Raw genomic sequence first — 14,407 nt, forward strand, 5'->3', positions numbered from 1 at the left:
CCTTCCGGCTATTGCCGGGACCTGCAGCCAAGTTGAGATCAGGGTGCCCAGAAAACCTCTACGGGCTTTTGAGTGGCATCGAGCACGGCGCGAATGGGCTTTCGTGCTCCAGTTCCAAGCGCGGCCTCGAATGCGGTGCGTTTTTCCGCGCCCTCGATATGCAGCGCGATGAAGGCGGCATTGATGATCCGCGCCAGTGATAGCGTCAGCCGTGGCTCGCCGGCGCTTGCCGCGTGAACCGGAAGCACGATCTTTTGCGACGACGGATCGAGCAATCTTGCCAGGTTGTCGGCATCCGGAAAGAACGAGGCGGTGTGGCCATCAGTTCCCATGCCGAGCACAACAACGTCGAGTGGCCAGGGCAGCACTTGCAGCGCCTCACTGTCGGAGACCGCTGCACCCTCGATCGTTGCCGCGGCGTGGTAGAGCGGCACGAAATTCGCGGCGGCGGCCGCGTTCTGCAGCAGGTTGGCGGCAACCAGGCCGGCATTGGAGCGCGGCGATGAGGGCGGCACGAAGCGCTCGTCGACCAATGTTATCGTCACCTTTTCCCAGGCGATCGGAACGGTCGAAAGCGCCGCGAAGAATTTCGCCGGCGTCGTGCCGCCCGAGACCGCAAGCAGCGCCATGCCGCGCTCGGCGATCGCCTTTGAGAGACGGCCGGCGACGTGGCCGGCAAGCGCTGTCGCCAACTCCTGGCGTCCGGCAAATTCGTGCCAGTTGTAGGCGCCGCCTAATTGCTCTCGTGCCATGTCCGCCCGTCGCGTTCGATCAGCGCAATCGAGGCCGAGGGGCCCCATGTGCCGGCGGTGTAGCCTTGCGCCTCTTGCCTGCCGCTTTCCCAGGCGTCCTGGATCGGGTCGATCCATTTCCACGCCGCCTCGACCTCGTCGCGGCGCATGAACAGCGTCTGGTTGCCACGGATGACGTCCATGATCAGCCGCTCATAGGCATCGGGGGCGCGGCCGTCGAAGGATTGCGCAAAACTCATGTCGAGCGGAATCTGGCGCAGCCGCATGCCGCCCGGCCCCGGATCCTTGATCATGATGAACTGCTTGACGCCCTCGTCGGGCTGCAGCCTGATGACCAGCTGGTTGGCGGAGATCGGCCCGGCGCTCTCGCCGAAGATCGAATGCGGGATCGGCTTGAATTCGATGACGATCTCCGAAACGCGCGTCGCCAGCCGCTTGCCGGTCCGGAGATAGAACGGCACGCCCGCCCAGCGCCAGTTGCCGATCTCGGCTTTGAGCGCAACGAAAGTCTCGGTGTTGCTGTACTTGCCGAGCTCCTCGACATAGCCTTTCACCGGCCCGCCGGCCGAGGCGCCGGCACGGTATTGTCCGCGCACCGTGTGCTTCGGCGCTTCGTTGCCGTTGATGCGCTTCAGCGCCCGCAGCACCTTCAGCTTTTCGTCACGGACGGCATCGGCGTCCATCGACGACGGCGCCTCCATGGCGACGAGGCAGAGCAGTTGCAGCATGTGGTTCTGCACCATGTCGCGCAATGCGCCGGCCTTGTCGTAATAAGTGACGCGGTCTTCCAGGCCGACTGTCTCGGCCACGGTGATCTGCACATGATCGACATTGGCGGAATTCCAAAGCGGCTCGTAGAGCGCGTTGGCAAAGCGCAGCGCCATCAAATTCTGGACCGTCTCCTTGCCGAGATAGTGATCGATGCGGAAAATCTGGCTTTCATGGAAGTCGTCGCCGACCAGGTCGTTGAGCGCGCGCGCCGAAGCTAGATCGCGGCCGATCGGCTTTTCCAGCACGATGCGCGAATTCGGCGTGATCAGCCCGTGCTCCTTCAGCTTGTGCGAGATGTCGCCGAACAGTGCCGGCGCCACCGCCAGATAGAAAGCGCGGATGTGTTCGCTGTCGCCGATCGCCTTCTTCAGCCTGTCGAAGCCGGCACCTGTGGTTGCATCTGCCGGGACATAGGAAAGCCGTGCGAGGAACGTCTTCAGTTCCGTGGCGTCGATATCTTCCGGCTTCACGTGGTCGGCAATCGCCTGCCTGGCGAAAGACTGGAACTCCTCGTCTGTCATCTTCGAACGCGATGTGCCGATGATGCGCGTCGGCTCGGAAAACTGGTGGTCGCGCTGGCGGTAGTATAGCGACGGCAGAAGCTTGCGTTCCGACAGGTCGCCGGTGCCGCCGAAAATGATGAAGTCGAAAGGGTCGACGGGAATGATCTGGCTGGTCATGGTCTGTCCGCTCTGACGCCGGTCGCGATAACGCGGCTGATATAATCTAATCGATTTAAACTTGCCAGTGCCATTGCGTCACATCCGCGTGTGCTCTTGACACCGGCGCTGGCCGGCGGCTTGTCGGCAAGCGATGCTTCCGGGAGCGTTCGCAGGTGCAGCATAGAGCGGGATCAAGGCGAAAGCCAAAGGAGAAATCGGCAATGGACGCACATCTTTCGATGGCCTGGCCAAACGCGTCATCGATCGCTTTCAACGATGAGTGAGAAAAGCATGCGCCTCAAAAACAAGGTCGCCATCATCACTGGCGCTGCCTCGGGCTTTGGCGAGGGCATGGCCAGGCGCTTTGCCGAGGAGGGCGCGCGCGTAGTCGTCGCCGATCTGAACGCCAAGGGCGCAGAGCGCGTTGCCGGCGAGATCGGCGAAAAGGCGATCTGGACCCAGACCGACGTTTCGCTGCGGTCCGAATTCGACGACATGGTCCATGCCGCAATGAGCGCCTTCGGCCGCATCGACATCATGGTCAACAATGCCGGTTACACCCATCGCAACGGTGACATGCTGGAAGTCGACGAAGCGACCTTCGACCTGATCACATCAGTCAACATGAAGGCGATCTACCACGCAGCGCTTGCCGTGGTGCCGGTCATGGAACGGCAGGGCGGTGGCGTCATCCTGACGACGGCCTCCACGGCCGGTATCAGGCCGCGGCCCGGCCTCACCTGGTACAATGCATCGAAGGGCTGGGCGATCACCGCGACCAAATCGATGGCGGTGGAACTCGCGCCGAAGAACATCCGCGTCAACTGCCTCTGCCCAGTTGCCGGCGAGACCGGCATGCTCGCGAAATTCATGGGCGCCGACACACCCGAGATCCGCGAGAAGTTCCGCGCGTCGATCCCGCTCGGCCGGCTTTCGACGCCGCTCGACATAGCCAATGCCGCGCTTTGGCTCGCTTCGGACGAGGCGGCTTTCATCACCGGCGTGGCGCTGGAAGTCGACGGCGGGCGTTGTATTTGAACGGTCCGGTTATCCGGCGGAGGACCGGCTGATGGCGAGCGACCCGCAATCGCTCTGCCGGCCCTACGCCCCGGTTTTGACGTAGCTCTTGTAGATCCAGCCGCGCTTGCCGTTGTAGACGATCTGGCACCATTGCTTGCAGCTCATCACTTGCACCGATGTCTTGGCCGGCACGGTGAGAATGGCGGCCGCATTCTTTTTTGGGCCGGTGCGCATGGTGACGGATCTCAGGATGTGTCCGGTACCGGCAGTATTGGCTTTTCCGGATTTTGCCTTGGTGCTGTTGTCGTCTTCGCTCGCGGTCTGCGTCGGCAGTTGCGGCTTGGGCGTTGGGATGGCGGCGGTCTGCGCGCCATCGGGCCCGCTGTTTTTCGTCGAGCTGCCGGGAGCCGCGACCTTGGCAAACAATGCCGCAGCGTCGGGTTTTGCTGCCGGGTCGGCGAATGCCACCGAAGCAGACGATTTATCGGTCGCCTGCTCGGTCTGGCTTGCCAGCTGGTCGGATGCTGCCGTGGCGGCGGCCGATGCCGTCTTTGGCCCCGTCCAGCGCGGATCGTTGGGAGCCAGCGCTGGTATCTCGGCTTCCGCTGCGGCCACCGCTGGGGAAACCGCATCTGCCTTGCCCGTCGTCCGCGGCGCCGCAGCAAGCTTGGCAGGCATGATCTTCGTCGTCTTGACCGGGATGGTCGGAACGATCTGCTCAGGACTTGCGGCCGCTTGTCGCTCATTTGCCGGCAATGCCAGCCACAGTGCCACCGCGGCAACGCCGAGCAGTGCGGCCGTGCCAAGCGCGGCTATCACCAGATGCGCGTTCGACCGGACCCCGTGCCAGAACGTCGGCCGCATATCGTAACCGAATTGCATCGCAAGGCGCCGTCGTTCCGGCGCGCCGAAACTGAAGGGCTCTCTCACACTTGCCACCTCCATTTGCGGGCCGATGTTCTTACGACCCATGCCGGAGAGCCGGCATTTCGATCGGCATCGGTCCCAAACCAAAAGCGGGCAGGCCCGCAAAAATTCCCCGTTCAGCTGCCCACGAGCATCATCTTTCGCCCGCGATTGTGGCATCACTGCGCCCTTGGCTGGAATTCTGCGCCCTGGTTAAGGATTCTGCAACGTCTGGTTAAATCCTGTCCCGCAACGCGTACCAGTTGAGCGCAAGAAAGAGCAGTGGCGCGCGCAAACGCCGGCCGCCGGGGAAGGGTGGAATTTTCAGGTCCTCGATCAGCTTCAGCCGGTCGCGGTTGCCGGCGACCGTCTCGGCATAAAGCTTGCCGAAAAAGTTCGACAGCATGACGCCGTGGCCGGAATAACCGCCGATCGAGGTCACATTGGGCATCACTTCGCGCACGAACGGCTTTCTCGGCATGGTGATGCCGACATAGCCGCCCCAGCCATGGGTGATCTCGACGTCCTTCAGTGCCGGATAAATCTCGGCAATCTGCCGGCGGATGTGGATGTGGATGTCCTTGGGATCGTTGACCGCATAGATCTCGCGCCCGCCAAACAGCAGCCGCCCATCCTTCGATTTGCGGAAATAGCGCACGACGAAGCGCGAATCGTCGACCGCCTCGCCACCTGGCAACACTTTGGAATCGGCTCCCAGCGGTACCGTCGCGCCGATGAACGAGCCGATCGGCATGATATGCGCGGCACTCACCGGTTCGAGCGTGCCGCCATAGGCATTGACCCCGATCAGGCATTTAGCGGCGGCGATCGTGCCCTTCGGCGTCACAACCCTGACCTTGCCGCCGCCGGAGGTGATGCCGGTTGATGACGTCTGCTCGAATAGCTTTGCGCCGGCCTCTGCCGCCACCTTTGCGGTGCCGATGACCAGTTTCAGCGGATGGATGTGGCCGGTGCCGGTGTCGCGGGTGCCGCCGAAATAATGCGTCGAGCCCAGCCGCTCGGCTGTCTCTGCGGCATCCATGAATGAGATGTGCGGATAGCCGAAACGGCTCGCCACGATCTCGGCATGCGCCTTGTAGTCGTCGACATAGCGCTTCTTGTGCGCCACCGACATCTGGCCGGGCATATAGTCGATCTCGATCTGGTGCATCGCGGCGAAGTCGAGGAGATGCGCCTTGGCCTCTTCGGCCAGGTCGAACAGCGCCTTGGCGCGGGAAAAGCCGTATTCCGCTTCCAGTTCCTCTGCCCAGGCCCGTTGTCCGGTGCCGAGCTGGCCACCATTGCGGCCCGATGCGCCGTCACCGAAACGATGCGTTTCGATAAGCACGACATCCGCGCCTGTCTTGGCGAGATGAGCCGCCGCCGACAGACCGGTAAAGCCGCCGCCGACAATCACGACATCGCATGTCCGGTCGCCGTCGAGCGTCGGATATTCGGGCCTTGGCCCGGCCGTGTCTTCGTACCAGGAGCGGCCGGGGGAGATTGGGGATTGGTAAGTCATGATGCTCGGCTAGGGCAGTAGGGCAGTAGGGCAGTAGGGCAGTAGGGCAGTAGGGCAGTAGGGCAGTAGGGCAGTAGGGCAGTAGGGCAGTAGGGCAGTAGGTGTCTATTCAGCCGACAGCTTGCGGATCAGAAGCCGCAAGAGCTTTCCTACGCTCTCGCTGTGGGGCATCAATGACTCGACCGCCTCGCGAGAGGTAATTCCAACCCTTTGCGCGATTAAAAGGTGTGTCTCCAGTTCCTTGAGTGATCCCTGGGCGATCCTGAGAAACTGCTGGTAGGAAGCTCGGCTTTCTCGGCCGTAACCCTCGGCGATGTTGGCGGGCACCGACGTTGCTGCCCGACGCACCTGACTCGTCAGCCCGTAGATCTCGTCTTTCGGCCAAGTCCTTGTTACTTGGTAGATTGCAACTGTTAGGTCCATGGCTTGCTGCCAAACGATCAGATCCCTGTACGATGCGATCTTGTCCGTCATCCTTGCCCTACTGCCCTACTGCCATATTGCCCTACTCCCCTACTCCCCTACTCCCCTACTCCCCTACTCCCCTACTACACATTCAGCAGCAAATACTCCCTCTCCCACGGGCTGATCACTTCCATGAAGGTCTCGAATTCCGCTCGCTTGATCGCCGCATAGGTGGCGGCAAATGACTTGCCGAGCAGCGCGCCGAGTTCTTCGTCTGCCTCGAACAGGTCGACGGCTTCGAGCAGGCTGCGCGGCAGGTCGATCTGGTCCTCGTTGGCGGTCGTCAGAACCGGCGGCTCGGCCTTGATCTTGTTGGTCATGCCGATCAGTCCGCAGGCAAGCGATGCCGCCAGCGCCAGATAGGGGTTGGCGTCGGAGGAGGGGATGCGGTTTTCGACGCGCCGCGCCGCCGGGTCGGAGCGGGGCACACGGAAGGCCGTGGTACGGTTGTCGTAGCCCCATTTGTTGTTGACCGGCGCCGAGGCCGACTGCGTCAGCCGCCGGTAGGAATTGACATAGGGTGCAAACATTACCAGCGCGTTGGGCACATGTTTCTGCATGCCGCCGATGAAGTGGAAGAAGGCGTCGGTCTCCGAGCCGTCCTCCGCCGAAAAGACGTTCTTGCCGGTCTTCTTGTCGATGATCGACTGATGGATATGCATGGCCGAACCGGGCTGCCCTTGGATCGGCTTGGCCATAAACGTGGCGTAGATCTCGTGCTTGAGCGCCGCCTCGCGGATGGTTCGCTTGAACATGAACACCTGGTCGGCGAGCTCGATCGGATCGCCGTGACGCAGATTGATTTCGAGCTGGCCGGCGCCCTCCTCGTGGATCAGCGTGTCGATCTCCAGGCCCTGGCTTTCGGAGAAATGGTAGATGTCGTCGATCAATTCGTCGAATTCGTTAACCCCGGCAATCGAATAGCCGGCGCCGCCGCCGATCGGCCGCCCCGATCGACCTACTGGCGGGGTCAGCGGATAGTCCGGATCGGGGTTCTTGCGCACCAGGTAGAACTCGATCTCGGGTGCCACGACCGGCCTCAGCCCACGCTTGTCATAGGCGGCAAGCACGCGCTTCAGCACGTTGCGCGGCGTGAACTCGACCGAGCGGCCGTCCTGGTGGACGAGGTCGCAGATAACCGCCGCGGTAGGGTCCTCCTCCCACGGCACCACCGTCAGCGTCGAGAGGTCAGGCATCAGCTTGAGGTCGCCGTCGTCCTCCGGATAGTGGAAGCCGTTGCCGTCCTCCGGATAGCCGCCGGAAATCGTTGTCATGAACACCGCCGAAGGCAGCGCCAGCGAGGTGTTGGAGGTGAACTTCTTCGATGGCATCATCTTGCCGCGCGCAACCCCGGCCTGGTCGGGTGTGATGCATTCGATATCTTCGATGCCGCGCCATTCCAGCCAGGCGCTGACTTCCTTCCAGTTCTTGACGCCACGTTGGTTTTTCACGAAGGCAGGCGTGCGGGCGCGTCCTCCGCGGCTCGACGGACGGACTTCCTTTTTTGCAGGCGGCATCAATCACCAGATTTGTTGCAGATTGTGGAGTATAGCCGTTGCCGGCGACGAAAGGGAAGGGGAGCCGGCTGGCGTCCGCCTCGATTAACCGGGGGAACACAACGACTTCCGGATAAAAGCCTCCTGGTCTAGGGTCGGCCTCCCGCAACGCTGCAATTAATGGTCCCCATGCAACACAGCCGCAAACTGACGACGATCGGCTTCGACGCCGATGACACGCTGTGGCAGAACGAACAGTTCTTCCGCGTGACCGAGAAGCGCTTTGCCGCACTGCTCGCCGATCACGCCGAGGAGGACCGGATTTCAGCAAGATTGCTGGAGGCCGAGAAGCGCAACCTCGCGGTCTACGGCTTCGGCATCAAGGGGTTCACGCTGTCGATGATCGAGACGGCGATTGAGGTCACCAACGGCCAGGTGCGGGCCTCGACTATCGCCGAAATTCTCGCCGCGGGCCGCGAGATGCTCAGCCATCCGATCGAGCCGCTTCCGCATGCGCGCGAAACCGTGGAAAAGCTGGCCGGCGCCTACCGCCTGGTGCTGATCACCAAGGGCGACCTGTTCGACCAGGAACGCAAGCTCGCGCAATCCGGGCTGGGCGAGCTGTTTGATGCCGTCGAGATCGTCAGCGACAAGAGCGCGGCCACCTATAGCCGCATCTTCAGCCGCCACGGCGACGGCCCGGAAAAGGGTATGATGGTCGGCAACTCGCTCAAATCGGACGTCGTGCCGGCCATCGAAGCCGGCAGTTGGGGCATCCACGTTCCGCATGATCTGACCTGGGTGCTGGAACATGTCGAGCCGCCGGTCTCGGCACCACGCTTTCGCCAGATAGCCAATCTCGGTGAACTGCCGGGCTTGATCGAGCGTATCGGCGAGATTGATTGATCAGGTCTGCAGCCGAGGCATCACGGTAGGCGTCAATTGCGGCTAATTGCGATCAGCCGGTCGATCACCGGCTGCAGCCGTTCGGTGGTGATCGGCTTGACGACCACTGCATCGATGACGCTGGACAGGCCCAGGCTCTCCGGCGTGCCGGTCTTGACTGAAAGCAGGATCACCGACGGAAGCGATCTGCCTGACGCCCTTCGCAGTGCATCGATACCCGACAGCAAGGCGTCGCAGTCCCCATTCTCCGCACCGCCGTCGAGAACGACAGTCCCGGGAATCAGCGCGTGCAAGGCCTTTGCCGCGGTTTCGGGAGTTTCCGAGATCGGTTTGAGGCCGGACCGCTCCACGATTTTTGAAACCACGACGCGGTTGATCGGTGATTTTCCGACCACCAGCACCCGCGAGAAATCCGGGAGCATCCGCGTCTCCATGTCCCGGCTAACGAAAGGCAGCTGTTTTGCAGTCTCGATATCGCGATTCGCTGGGCACATGGCGGGGCAGGCCGTTGTTCAATGTTTCAATGCAGGGTTGAAACTCGAGAGGTAATTGGCGTGAGATCACTGCTCATGTCAAGCTCAAATGGCGTATCAGGAGAATATCGCAAGAAACATTAAAATTAAAATTAAGTGCTTTTCTTTGCCGCCGCCCGAAGAAGAAGTTGCCACCACAACCGGGCAGGCTCAGCTAAGTTTGGCTTTGCAGCGCGAACGCACCAACTCGCAGCCGTAGCCGGGTTGACGTAAGGTTGGACGAAGGCGAGTCAGGCCTGTCGCGAGCTTGTCGTATCGCCTCGCCGAACTACCCTTCCTCGTTGGCTAAGCACGTCTCTTTGACCGACGGGAGATGACGATGGAACTCGTGACTCACAAGAAATTCAAAAATGGCCGGTTGATGCCATGGGGAAAGGGTACGATCGTTACCGGCGCAAAGGGGTTTATCTACCTTTCCGGAAACACCGCGACGGCCGAGGACTACGATCCGATCGGCAAAAGCGGCGGCGCCGCCATTGGCGATGCAGCGGCACAGTGGCGCGCAATTCTCACCAATATCAAATCAGATCTGGAGGAGCTTGGCAGTGCGCTCGAGCATCTCATCCGGCTGACCTTCTTTGTTAAGGGGCCATTTCCAGATGGCGGCGTGCTGAGCTCGCCCAATTTTCGCTTGGACGTCTTGGACGAATTCTTTGCCGTGCACTGCCCGAAGCACTGCAGCTACAACAACCCGCCGCCCTCGGAAGTTATTGGCGTTGCAGCGCTTGCGCAGCCTGATCTTGTCATTGAAATCGTTGCATTAGCGGCTCTGCCGGATTAGGCAAAGCCGCGGCCTGCAAGGTGCGATAGCATGCGCTCAAAAGAGGCGCGGTGCTATCGAGTTTGTCTGTCGTGGCTCCGCTGTGTGACGATGACCGGGATCAGCAGATCGCCCCAGTTGCCGTCGCCGCCATGGTGTCGTGCCGAGCGCACCAGTTCGACCGAGACGCCTGCCTCGACCGCCTTCATCACCGACTGATTGAGCCTGTGCAGATCGTTCGCCAGCATGCGGATGGTCGCCTGCTGGTCGACATTCATGCTGGTGGCCTGCTCTTCGGCCCGTTCCTTGACGCGGCTTATCGAAGCCATTGGTCTTCTCCCTGTGTTGCCATGACTGTTGTGTTGCCATGCCCGTTTGGGCGTTCCCTCTGTTTGTCTGCTATTCCGCCGCCGGCCTGAATTGGGCGCGCTCGGTCGATCCCTGCATGGCCGTGGTCGAAGACTGGCCACCGGTGATCGCCATCGAGACGGCATCGAAATAGCCGGTGCCGACCTCGCGCTGGTGCTTGCTGGCGGTATAGCCATTGGCTTCCGCGGCGAATTCCGCCTGCTGCAGTTCCGAATAGGCGGCCATCTGCCGCTCCTTGTAGCCGCGGGCGAGCTCGAACATGCCGAAGTTGAGCTGGTGGAAACCTGCCAGCGTAATGAACTGGAACTTGTAACCCATGGCGCCGAGTTCCTTCTGGAAGTTCGCAATCGTCGCGTCGTCGAGATTCTTCTTCCAGTTGAAAGACGGCGAGCAATTATAGGCAAGCAGCTTGCCCGGATGGTGCTTGCGCACACCCTCGGCAAACGTCCTGGCCTGCGCCAGATCGGGCTTGGAAGTCTCGCACCAGATCAGGTCCGCATAGGGCGCATAGGCGACGGCGCGGGCGATGCAGGGCTCGATGCCGTTGCTGACATGGTAGAAGCCCTCCGCCGTGCGGCCGGCGCCATAATCGACGAAGGGCCGGTCGCATTCGTCGATGTCGGAGGTCAAGAGCTTTGCCGCTTCAGCGTCGGTGCGCGCCACGACCAGCGTCGGCGTGCCCATGACGTCGGCGGCAAGCCGCGCGGCGTTGAGGTTGCGGATGTGTGCGGCGGTCGGGATCAGTACCTTGCCGCCGAGATGACCGCATTTCTTTTCCGAAGCCAGCTGGTCCTCGTAATGGACGCCGGCCGCACCCGCCTCGATGAACGCCTTCATGATCTCGAAGGCGTTGAGCGGCCCGCCGAAGCCGGCTTCCGCGTCGGCGACGATCGGCGCGAACCAGGTGTCGACCGACAGCCCGTTGCCTTCCGAAGTCTCGATCTGGTCGGCGCGCTGTAAGGTGCGGTTTATGCGCTTGACCAGTTCGGGCGCGGCATTTGCGGGATAAAGCGACTGGTCCGGGTACATGGCGGAAGCGGTGTTGGCATCGGCGGCGACCTGCCATCCTGACAGATAGATCGCTTTCAGCCCGGCCCGCACCTGCTGCATCGCCTGGTTGCCCGACATGGCACCCAGCGCGTTGACGAAATCCTCTTCATGGATGAGCTGCCACAGCCGGTTTGCCCCCATTTCGGCGAGGCTCTGCCGGATCTGCACCGAGCCGCGCAGCCGCTTCACGTCGTCCGGCGAATAGGGCCTTTCGATGCCATCAAAGCGGCCTTGCGGCGCCGACGGGACGAGGTTGTAAAAGTCGGTCATTGATCACTCCAGGCGGTTTTGATGCCGGTTTAGGAAGGCGTCGCAGAGGGAAAATATGTGCGCCATATGTGTGACACCATTTACACGTCGGCACGACGCAAGCGAGGTAAACCTCCTGATCAGTCATAAAATAAGGGAAAACCTGTGTTGTGTTTGACTGATGAGAGCTGTAAATCTGTCATGATTGTAAAGGCAGCCATGCCATCGGCGGATGTAAATTTCTGTCAAGGAAACTCGATTGGCCGACCACAAAATCTTTGCCGGGCCGCGCATTCGTCGCATCCGCAACGCCAAGGGGCTGACCCAGACGGCGATGGCCGAAGGGCTCGGCATCTCGCCGTCCTATCTCAATCTCATCGAGCGCAACCAGCGGCCGCTGACGGTGCAACTGATCCTGAGGCTGGCATCCGTCTACAAGGTTGACCCGCACGAACTGCAGGGCGAGGCGCGGGGATCGGTCGCCGATTTGAAGGAAGTGTTTTCAGATCCGTTGCTGGCCGGCGAACTGCCGGGCGACCAGGAACTCATCGAGCTTGCCGAGGCGGCGCCCAACGCTTCCGCCGCTGTGATAAAACTGTTTCGCGCCTATCGCGAGCAGGCCGAGCGATTGTCGGATCTCAACGAGCTGCTCGCGCGTGAGGGCAAGGCCACCGCACTCTCCGGTGCCCGGCTGCCGATCGACGAGGTGCATGAGATTTTCGAACGCCGGCCGAACCATTTTGCCGCGCTCGAAGAGGAAGCCGAGGCATTCACGTCGGTGCTCGATCCTGGCGACGATCTGTTCAGTGCGTTGAAGGTTTGGCTGCGGCGTGAATTCGGCATCGTCGTTAAGGTACTGCCGGTCGCTACCATGCCCAACTGGCGGCGTCGCTATGACCGTCACTCGCAACGCCTGTTCCTGTCCGAGCGCCTGTCGCCATTCGATCAGCTGCGCGAGGTGGCTATGGAGGCCTGCCTGATCCGCATGAGCGTCGCTGTCGCCGCCGAGATCCAGGCGCTGAAGCTGACCACGGACGAAGCCCGCCGGCTGGCGCGTTTCGAGCTCGGCCGCTATGCCGCGCACGCTCTGATGATGCCCTATCAGCCTTTTCACGCCGCTGCGGTCCGCACCCGCTACGATATAGACATGTTGCGGTCGCGCTTCGGCGTTTCCTTCGAGCAGGCGGCGAACCGGCTGACCACGCTGCAGCGGCCGGGTGCGTCGGGTGTGCCGTTCTTCATGCTCGAGGTCGACAGTGCCGGCAATCGGTTCCGCAAGGCGGGCAGCCACGGCTTTCCGCAAAGCCGCTTCGGCGGCGGCTGTCCGAAGCTGCCGGTCCATGCCGCCTTCGCCCAGCCCGGCCAGATCCTGGTCGAGGCAGTGGAAATGCCCGACGGCGCGGCGTTCCTCTGCATGGCCCGCACGCTCGAAGGGCCGCAGGGCTCGTTTGCCGAGCGCCCGCGGCGCACCGCGCTGCTGCTCGGCTGCGACATCGGTTTTCGCGACGAGGTCGTCTATGGAGCGGCATTGCCGGGGCCGGCCGCCATCGGCAAGACCGGACAGAGCGCCGCTGCGCTGGCGACGCCGGTCGGCCCTGCCTGCCGGCTGTGCGAACGCATCGGCTGCCTCGCCCGCGCCGAGCCACCCGTTACACGCCCGCTCGGCCTCGACGAGATGGTCACGGGACTGTCGGCGTTCGATTTCCAGTGATTCGGCTCCAGCAATATTGCGGCTGAATCTTCGACCAAAGGACCTCATCTGTTCCTGCGGCGGCAACCAGTAAGCTGGTTCGCGGTTGCCGGCCAAAATATTGGTTCAGCCAAAATATTGATTCAGCCGAATATTGATTCAGCATTGACGGTACGGTATCAAAAAAAGAACTGCGCAACGGTCGGGGGATCAATGATGGGCAGGACAGTTTTTTGGCTTGGCTTGGCGCTCGCGTTTTCGGCCGATCCCGCATTGGCTGAAAAGTCCTCGGATTTCTTCAATTCCTATCAACACTACAATGATGCCGGCAAGGCGTTCCTGGACAAGATCGATCCGAAGACCGGCGCGATAAATCTTGCCGAAGGCATCCATCTCGACCTCAAGGACAAGTTCTATTTTCTGGACAAGAAGGACACGCTCTCCGTCCTCACCGAAGCCTGGGGCAATCCGCCCGACTCTGGTTCCGATGCCCTCGGCATGATCTTTCCAGTCTCCCATGATCCCATTGCCGACAACAATTGGGGGATAGAGCTGCGCTGGGAAAAGATCGGTTACGTCGACGACAGCGACGCCGCGTCCATCGATTACAATGAACTGCTGCGCAACATGCAGTCAGACACTCTGTCCGGCAACGATCAGAGGGTAAAGGATGGCTATGCGCCCATTACGCTGATCGGCTGGGCGTCGCCGCCCGTTTATGATGCGGCCCACAAGCGCCTGCACTGGGCCAAGGAGCTGCAATTTGGCAACGATGCCGCCCATACGCTCAACTACGACGTCCGTTTCCTTGGCAGGGAGGGCGTCTTCGTGATGAGCTATATCGCGACGGTGGAACAATTGCCGGAGATAAGGCAAAGCCTGGATGAAGTGCTTGGCCTCGCGGACTTCAATACCGGCAAGACATACGCCGATTTCGTGCCGGGCGTCGATACGGTTGCGGCGATTGGCGTCGGTGGCCTGATTGCCGGCAAGCTGGCGGCGAAAGCAGGTTTTTTGCTCGTGGCGCTGATCGCGCTGAAAAAGTTTGGCCTGCTCCTGCTGATTCCGCTGGCCGGTCTCTGGCGTTTTATCCGCGGCAACAAGAGCACCTCGTAACGCATCATCGACAGGTCGCCTCGGATCATCGCCGGGCGAGGGGCGAGGCGCCCTCATCAGTGCGCCAAACGGAACATCGAACTGGATCACGCCCGGCCTTCTGCTTTGCGTTACGCGAATTAGGCACGTCTCTGTCGTCC

At 61.6% G+C, this 14,407-nt stretch carries 14 protein-coding genes; 5 read left to right on the forward strand and 9 right to left on the reverse strand.

What is annotated here, in order from left to right:
* Positions 1–38 precede the first annotated feature (38 nt).
* Complete coding sequence (gene pgl, locus X773_RS57430) at positions 39–752, reverse strand: 6-phosphogluconolactonase (RefSeq protein ID WP_023677436.1); 714 nt, start codon at positions 750–752, stop codon at positions 39–41.
* The gene (gene zwf, locus X773_RS57435; RefSeq protein WP_023677437.1) at positions 734–2,203 is read right to left on the reverse strand and encodes a glucose-6-phosphate dehydrogenase; all 1,470 of its coding nucleotides are present in this window, start codon (positions 2,201–2,203) and stop codon (positions 734–736) included. Before zwf ends, pgl begins: the two co-directional genes overlap by 19 nt.
* 273 nt (positions 2,204–2,476) lie before the next feature.
* On the opposite strand from zwf, the gene X773_RS57440 reads away from it, so the two are divergent.
* The gene (locus X773_RS57440) at positions 2,477–3,223 is read left to right on the forward strand and encodes an SDR family oxidoreductase (RefSeq protein WP_023677438.1); all 747 of its coding nucleotides are present in this window, start codon (positions 2,477–2,479) and stop codon (positions 3,221–3,223) included.
* A gap of 63 nt (positions 3,224–3,286) precedes the next feature.
* On the opposite strand, the gene X773_RS57445 is transcribed toward X773_RS57440, so the two are convergent.
* The 4 genes from X773_RS57445 to X773_RS57460 all read right to left on the reverse strand — a co-directional run bounded on the left by X773_RS57445 (position 3,287) and on the right by X773_RS57460 (position 7,615).
* Positions 3,287–4,087, reverse strand: coding sequence for an SH3 domain-containing protein (locus tag X773_RS57445; protein WP_245274727.1), 801 nt, complete (start codon positions 4,085–4,087; stop codon positions 3,287–3,289).
* 259 nt (positions 4,088–4,346) lie between these two features.
* Positions 4,347–5,633: an FAD-binding oxidoreductase gene (locus X773_RS57450; RefSeq protein WP_023677440.1), complete on the reverse strand. Its 1,287-nt coding sequence runs from the start codon at positions 5,631–5,633 to the stop codon at positions 4,347–4,349.
* Between the two features lie 105 nt (positions 5,634–5,738).
* The gene (locus X773_RS57455) at positions 5,739–6,107 is read right to left on the reverse strand and encodes a four helix bundle protein (protein WP_023677441.1); all 369 of its coding nucleotides are present in this window, start codon (positions 6,105–6,107) and stop codon (positions 5,739–5,741) included.
* Between the two features lie 74 nt (positions 6,108–6,181).
* Positions 6,182–7,615 carry a glutamine synthetase family protein gene (locus X773_RS57460; protein WP_023677442.1) on the reverse strand — a complete coding sequence of 478 codons (1,434 nt, stop codon included), beginning with the start codon at positions 7,613–7,615 and terminating at the stop codon, positions 6,182–6,184.
* Between the two features lie 168 nt (positions 7,616–7,783).
* Here X773_RS57460 and X773_RS57465 point away from each other — a divergent pair, with 168 nt between their 5' ends.
* Positions 7,784–8,500, forward strand: a complete 717-nt coding sequence (locus X773_RS57465; protein ID WP_023677443.1) for an HAD family hydrolase — start codon at positions 7,784–7,786, stop codon at positions 8,498–8,500.
* Between the two features lie 32 nt (positions 8,501–8,532).
* On the opposite strand, the gene X773_RS57470 is transcribed toward X773_RS57465, so the two are convergent.
* Positions 8,533–8,922 (reverse strand): response regulator, encoded by a 390-nt coding sequence (locus X773_RS57470; RefSeq protein WP_245274728.1) that lies wholly within the window; start codon positions 8,920–8,922, stop codon positions 8,533–8,535.
* 430 nt (positions 8,923–9,352) lie between these two features.
* On the opposite strand from X773_RS57470, the gene X773_RS57475 reads away from it, so the two are divergent.
* Complete coding sequence (locus X773_RS57475; RefSeq protein ID WP_023677445.1) at positions 9,353–9,814, forward strand: RidA family protein; 462 nt, start codon at positions 9,353–9,355, stop codon at positions 9,812–9,814.
* 53 nt (positions 9,815–9,867) lie between these two features.
* On the opposite strand, the gene X773_RS57480 is transcribed toward X773_RS57475, so the two are convergent.
* Both X773_RS57480 and aceA read right to left on the reverse strand, forming a co-directional pair.
* Positions 9,868–10,122, reverse strand: coding sequence for a hypothetical protein (locus tag X773_RS57480; protein WP_023677446.1), 255 nt, complete (start codon positions 10,120–10,122; stop codon positions 9,868–9,870).
* A 70-nt stretch (positions 10,123–10,192) separates the two neighbouring features.
* Positions 10,193–11,482, reverse strand: a complete 1,290-nt coding sequence (gene aceA, locus X773_RS57485; RefSeq protein ID WP_023677447.1) for an isocitrate lyase — start codon at positions 11,480–11,482, stop codon at positions 10,193–10,195.
* A gap of 238 nt (positions 11,483–11,720) precedes the next feature.
* Between aceA and X773_RS57490 the strand changes: the two genes are divergently transcribed.
* A complete protein-coding gene (locus tag X773_RS57490; RefSeq protein ID WP_023677448.1) occupies positions 11,721–13,172 on the forward strand; it encodes a helix-turn-helix domain-containing protein in 1,452 nt (483 codons plus the stop codon).
* Positions 13,173–13,289: 117 nt separating this feature from the next.
* A complete protein-coding gene (locus tag X773_RS57495) occupies positions 13,290–14,267 on the forward strand; it encodes a DUF2167 domain-containing protein (protein ID WP_156937360.1) in 978 nt (325 codons plus the stop codon).
* Positions 14,268–14,407: the final 140 nt, after the last annotated feature.

It is taken from the genome of Mesorhizobium sp. LSJC280B00 (assembly GCF_000502835.1).
Lineage (GTDB): Bacteria > Pseudomonadota > Alphaproteobacteria > Rhizobiales > Rhizobiaceae > Mesorhizobium.

What these genes read in the sequence shown, in the direction of transcription:
- X773_RS57445 (WP_245274727.1), bottom strand. Translation starts at nt 4,087, where the DNA reads ATGCAATTCGGTTACGATATGCGGCCGACGTTCTGGCACGGGGTCCGG.
- X773_RS57455 (WP_023677441.1), bottom strand. Translation starts at nt 6,107, where the DNA reads ATGACGGACAAGATCGCATCGTACAGGGATCTGATCGTTTGGCAGCAA.
- aceA (WP_023677447.1), bottom strand. Translation starts at nt 11,482, where the DNA reads ATGACCGACTTTTACAACCTCGTCCCGTCGGCGCCGCAAGGCCGCTTT.
- X773_RS57440 (WP_023677438.1), top strand. Translation starts at nt 2,477, where the DNA reads ATGCGCCTCAAAAACAAGGTCGCCATCATCACTGGCGCTGCCTCGGGC.
- X773_RS57480 (WP_023677446.1), bottom strand. Translation starts at nt 10,122, where the DNA reads ATGGCTTCGATAAGCCGCGTCAAGGAACGGGCCGAAGAGCAGGCCACC.
- X773_RS57470 (WP_245274728.1), bottom strand. Translation starts at nt 8,922, where the DNA reads ATGCTCCCGGATTTCTCGCGGGTGCTGGTGGTCGGAAAATCACCGATC.
- X773_RS57475 (WP_023677445.1), top strand. Translation starts at nt 9,353, where the DNA reads ATGGAACTCGTGACTCACAAGAAATTCAAAAATGGCCGGTTGATGCCA.
- pgl (WP_023677436.1), bottom strand. Translation starts at nt 752, where the DNA reads ATGGCACGAGAGCAATTAGGCGGCGCCTACAACTGGCACGAATTTGCC.
- X773_RS57450 (WP_023677440.1), bottom strand. Translation starts at nt 5,633, where the DNA reads ATGACTTACCAATCCCCAATCTCCCCCGGCCGCTCCTGGTACGAAGAC.
- X773_RS57465 (WP_023677443.1), top strand. Translation starts at nt 7,784, where the DNA reads ATGCAACACAGCCGCAAACTGACGACGATCGGCTTCGACGCCGATGAC.
- X773_RS57460 (WP_023677442.1), bottom strand. Translation starts at nt 7,615, where the DNA reads ATGCCGCCTGCAAAAAAGGAAGTCCGTCCGTCGAGCCGCGGAGGACGC.
- zwf (WP_023677437.1), bottom strand. Translation starts at nt 2,203, where the DNA reads ATGACCAGCCAGATCATTCCCGTCGACCCTTTCGACTTCATCATTTTC.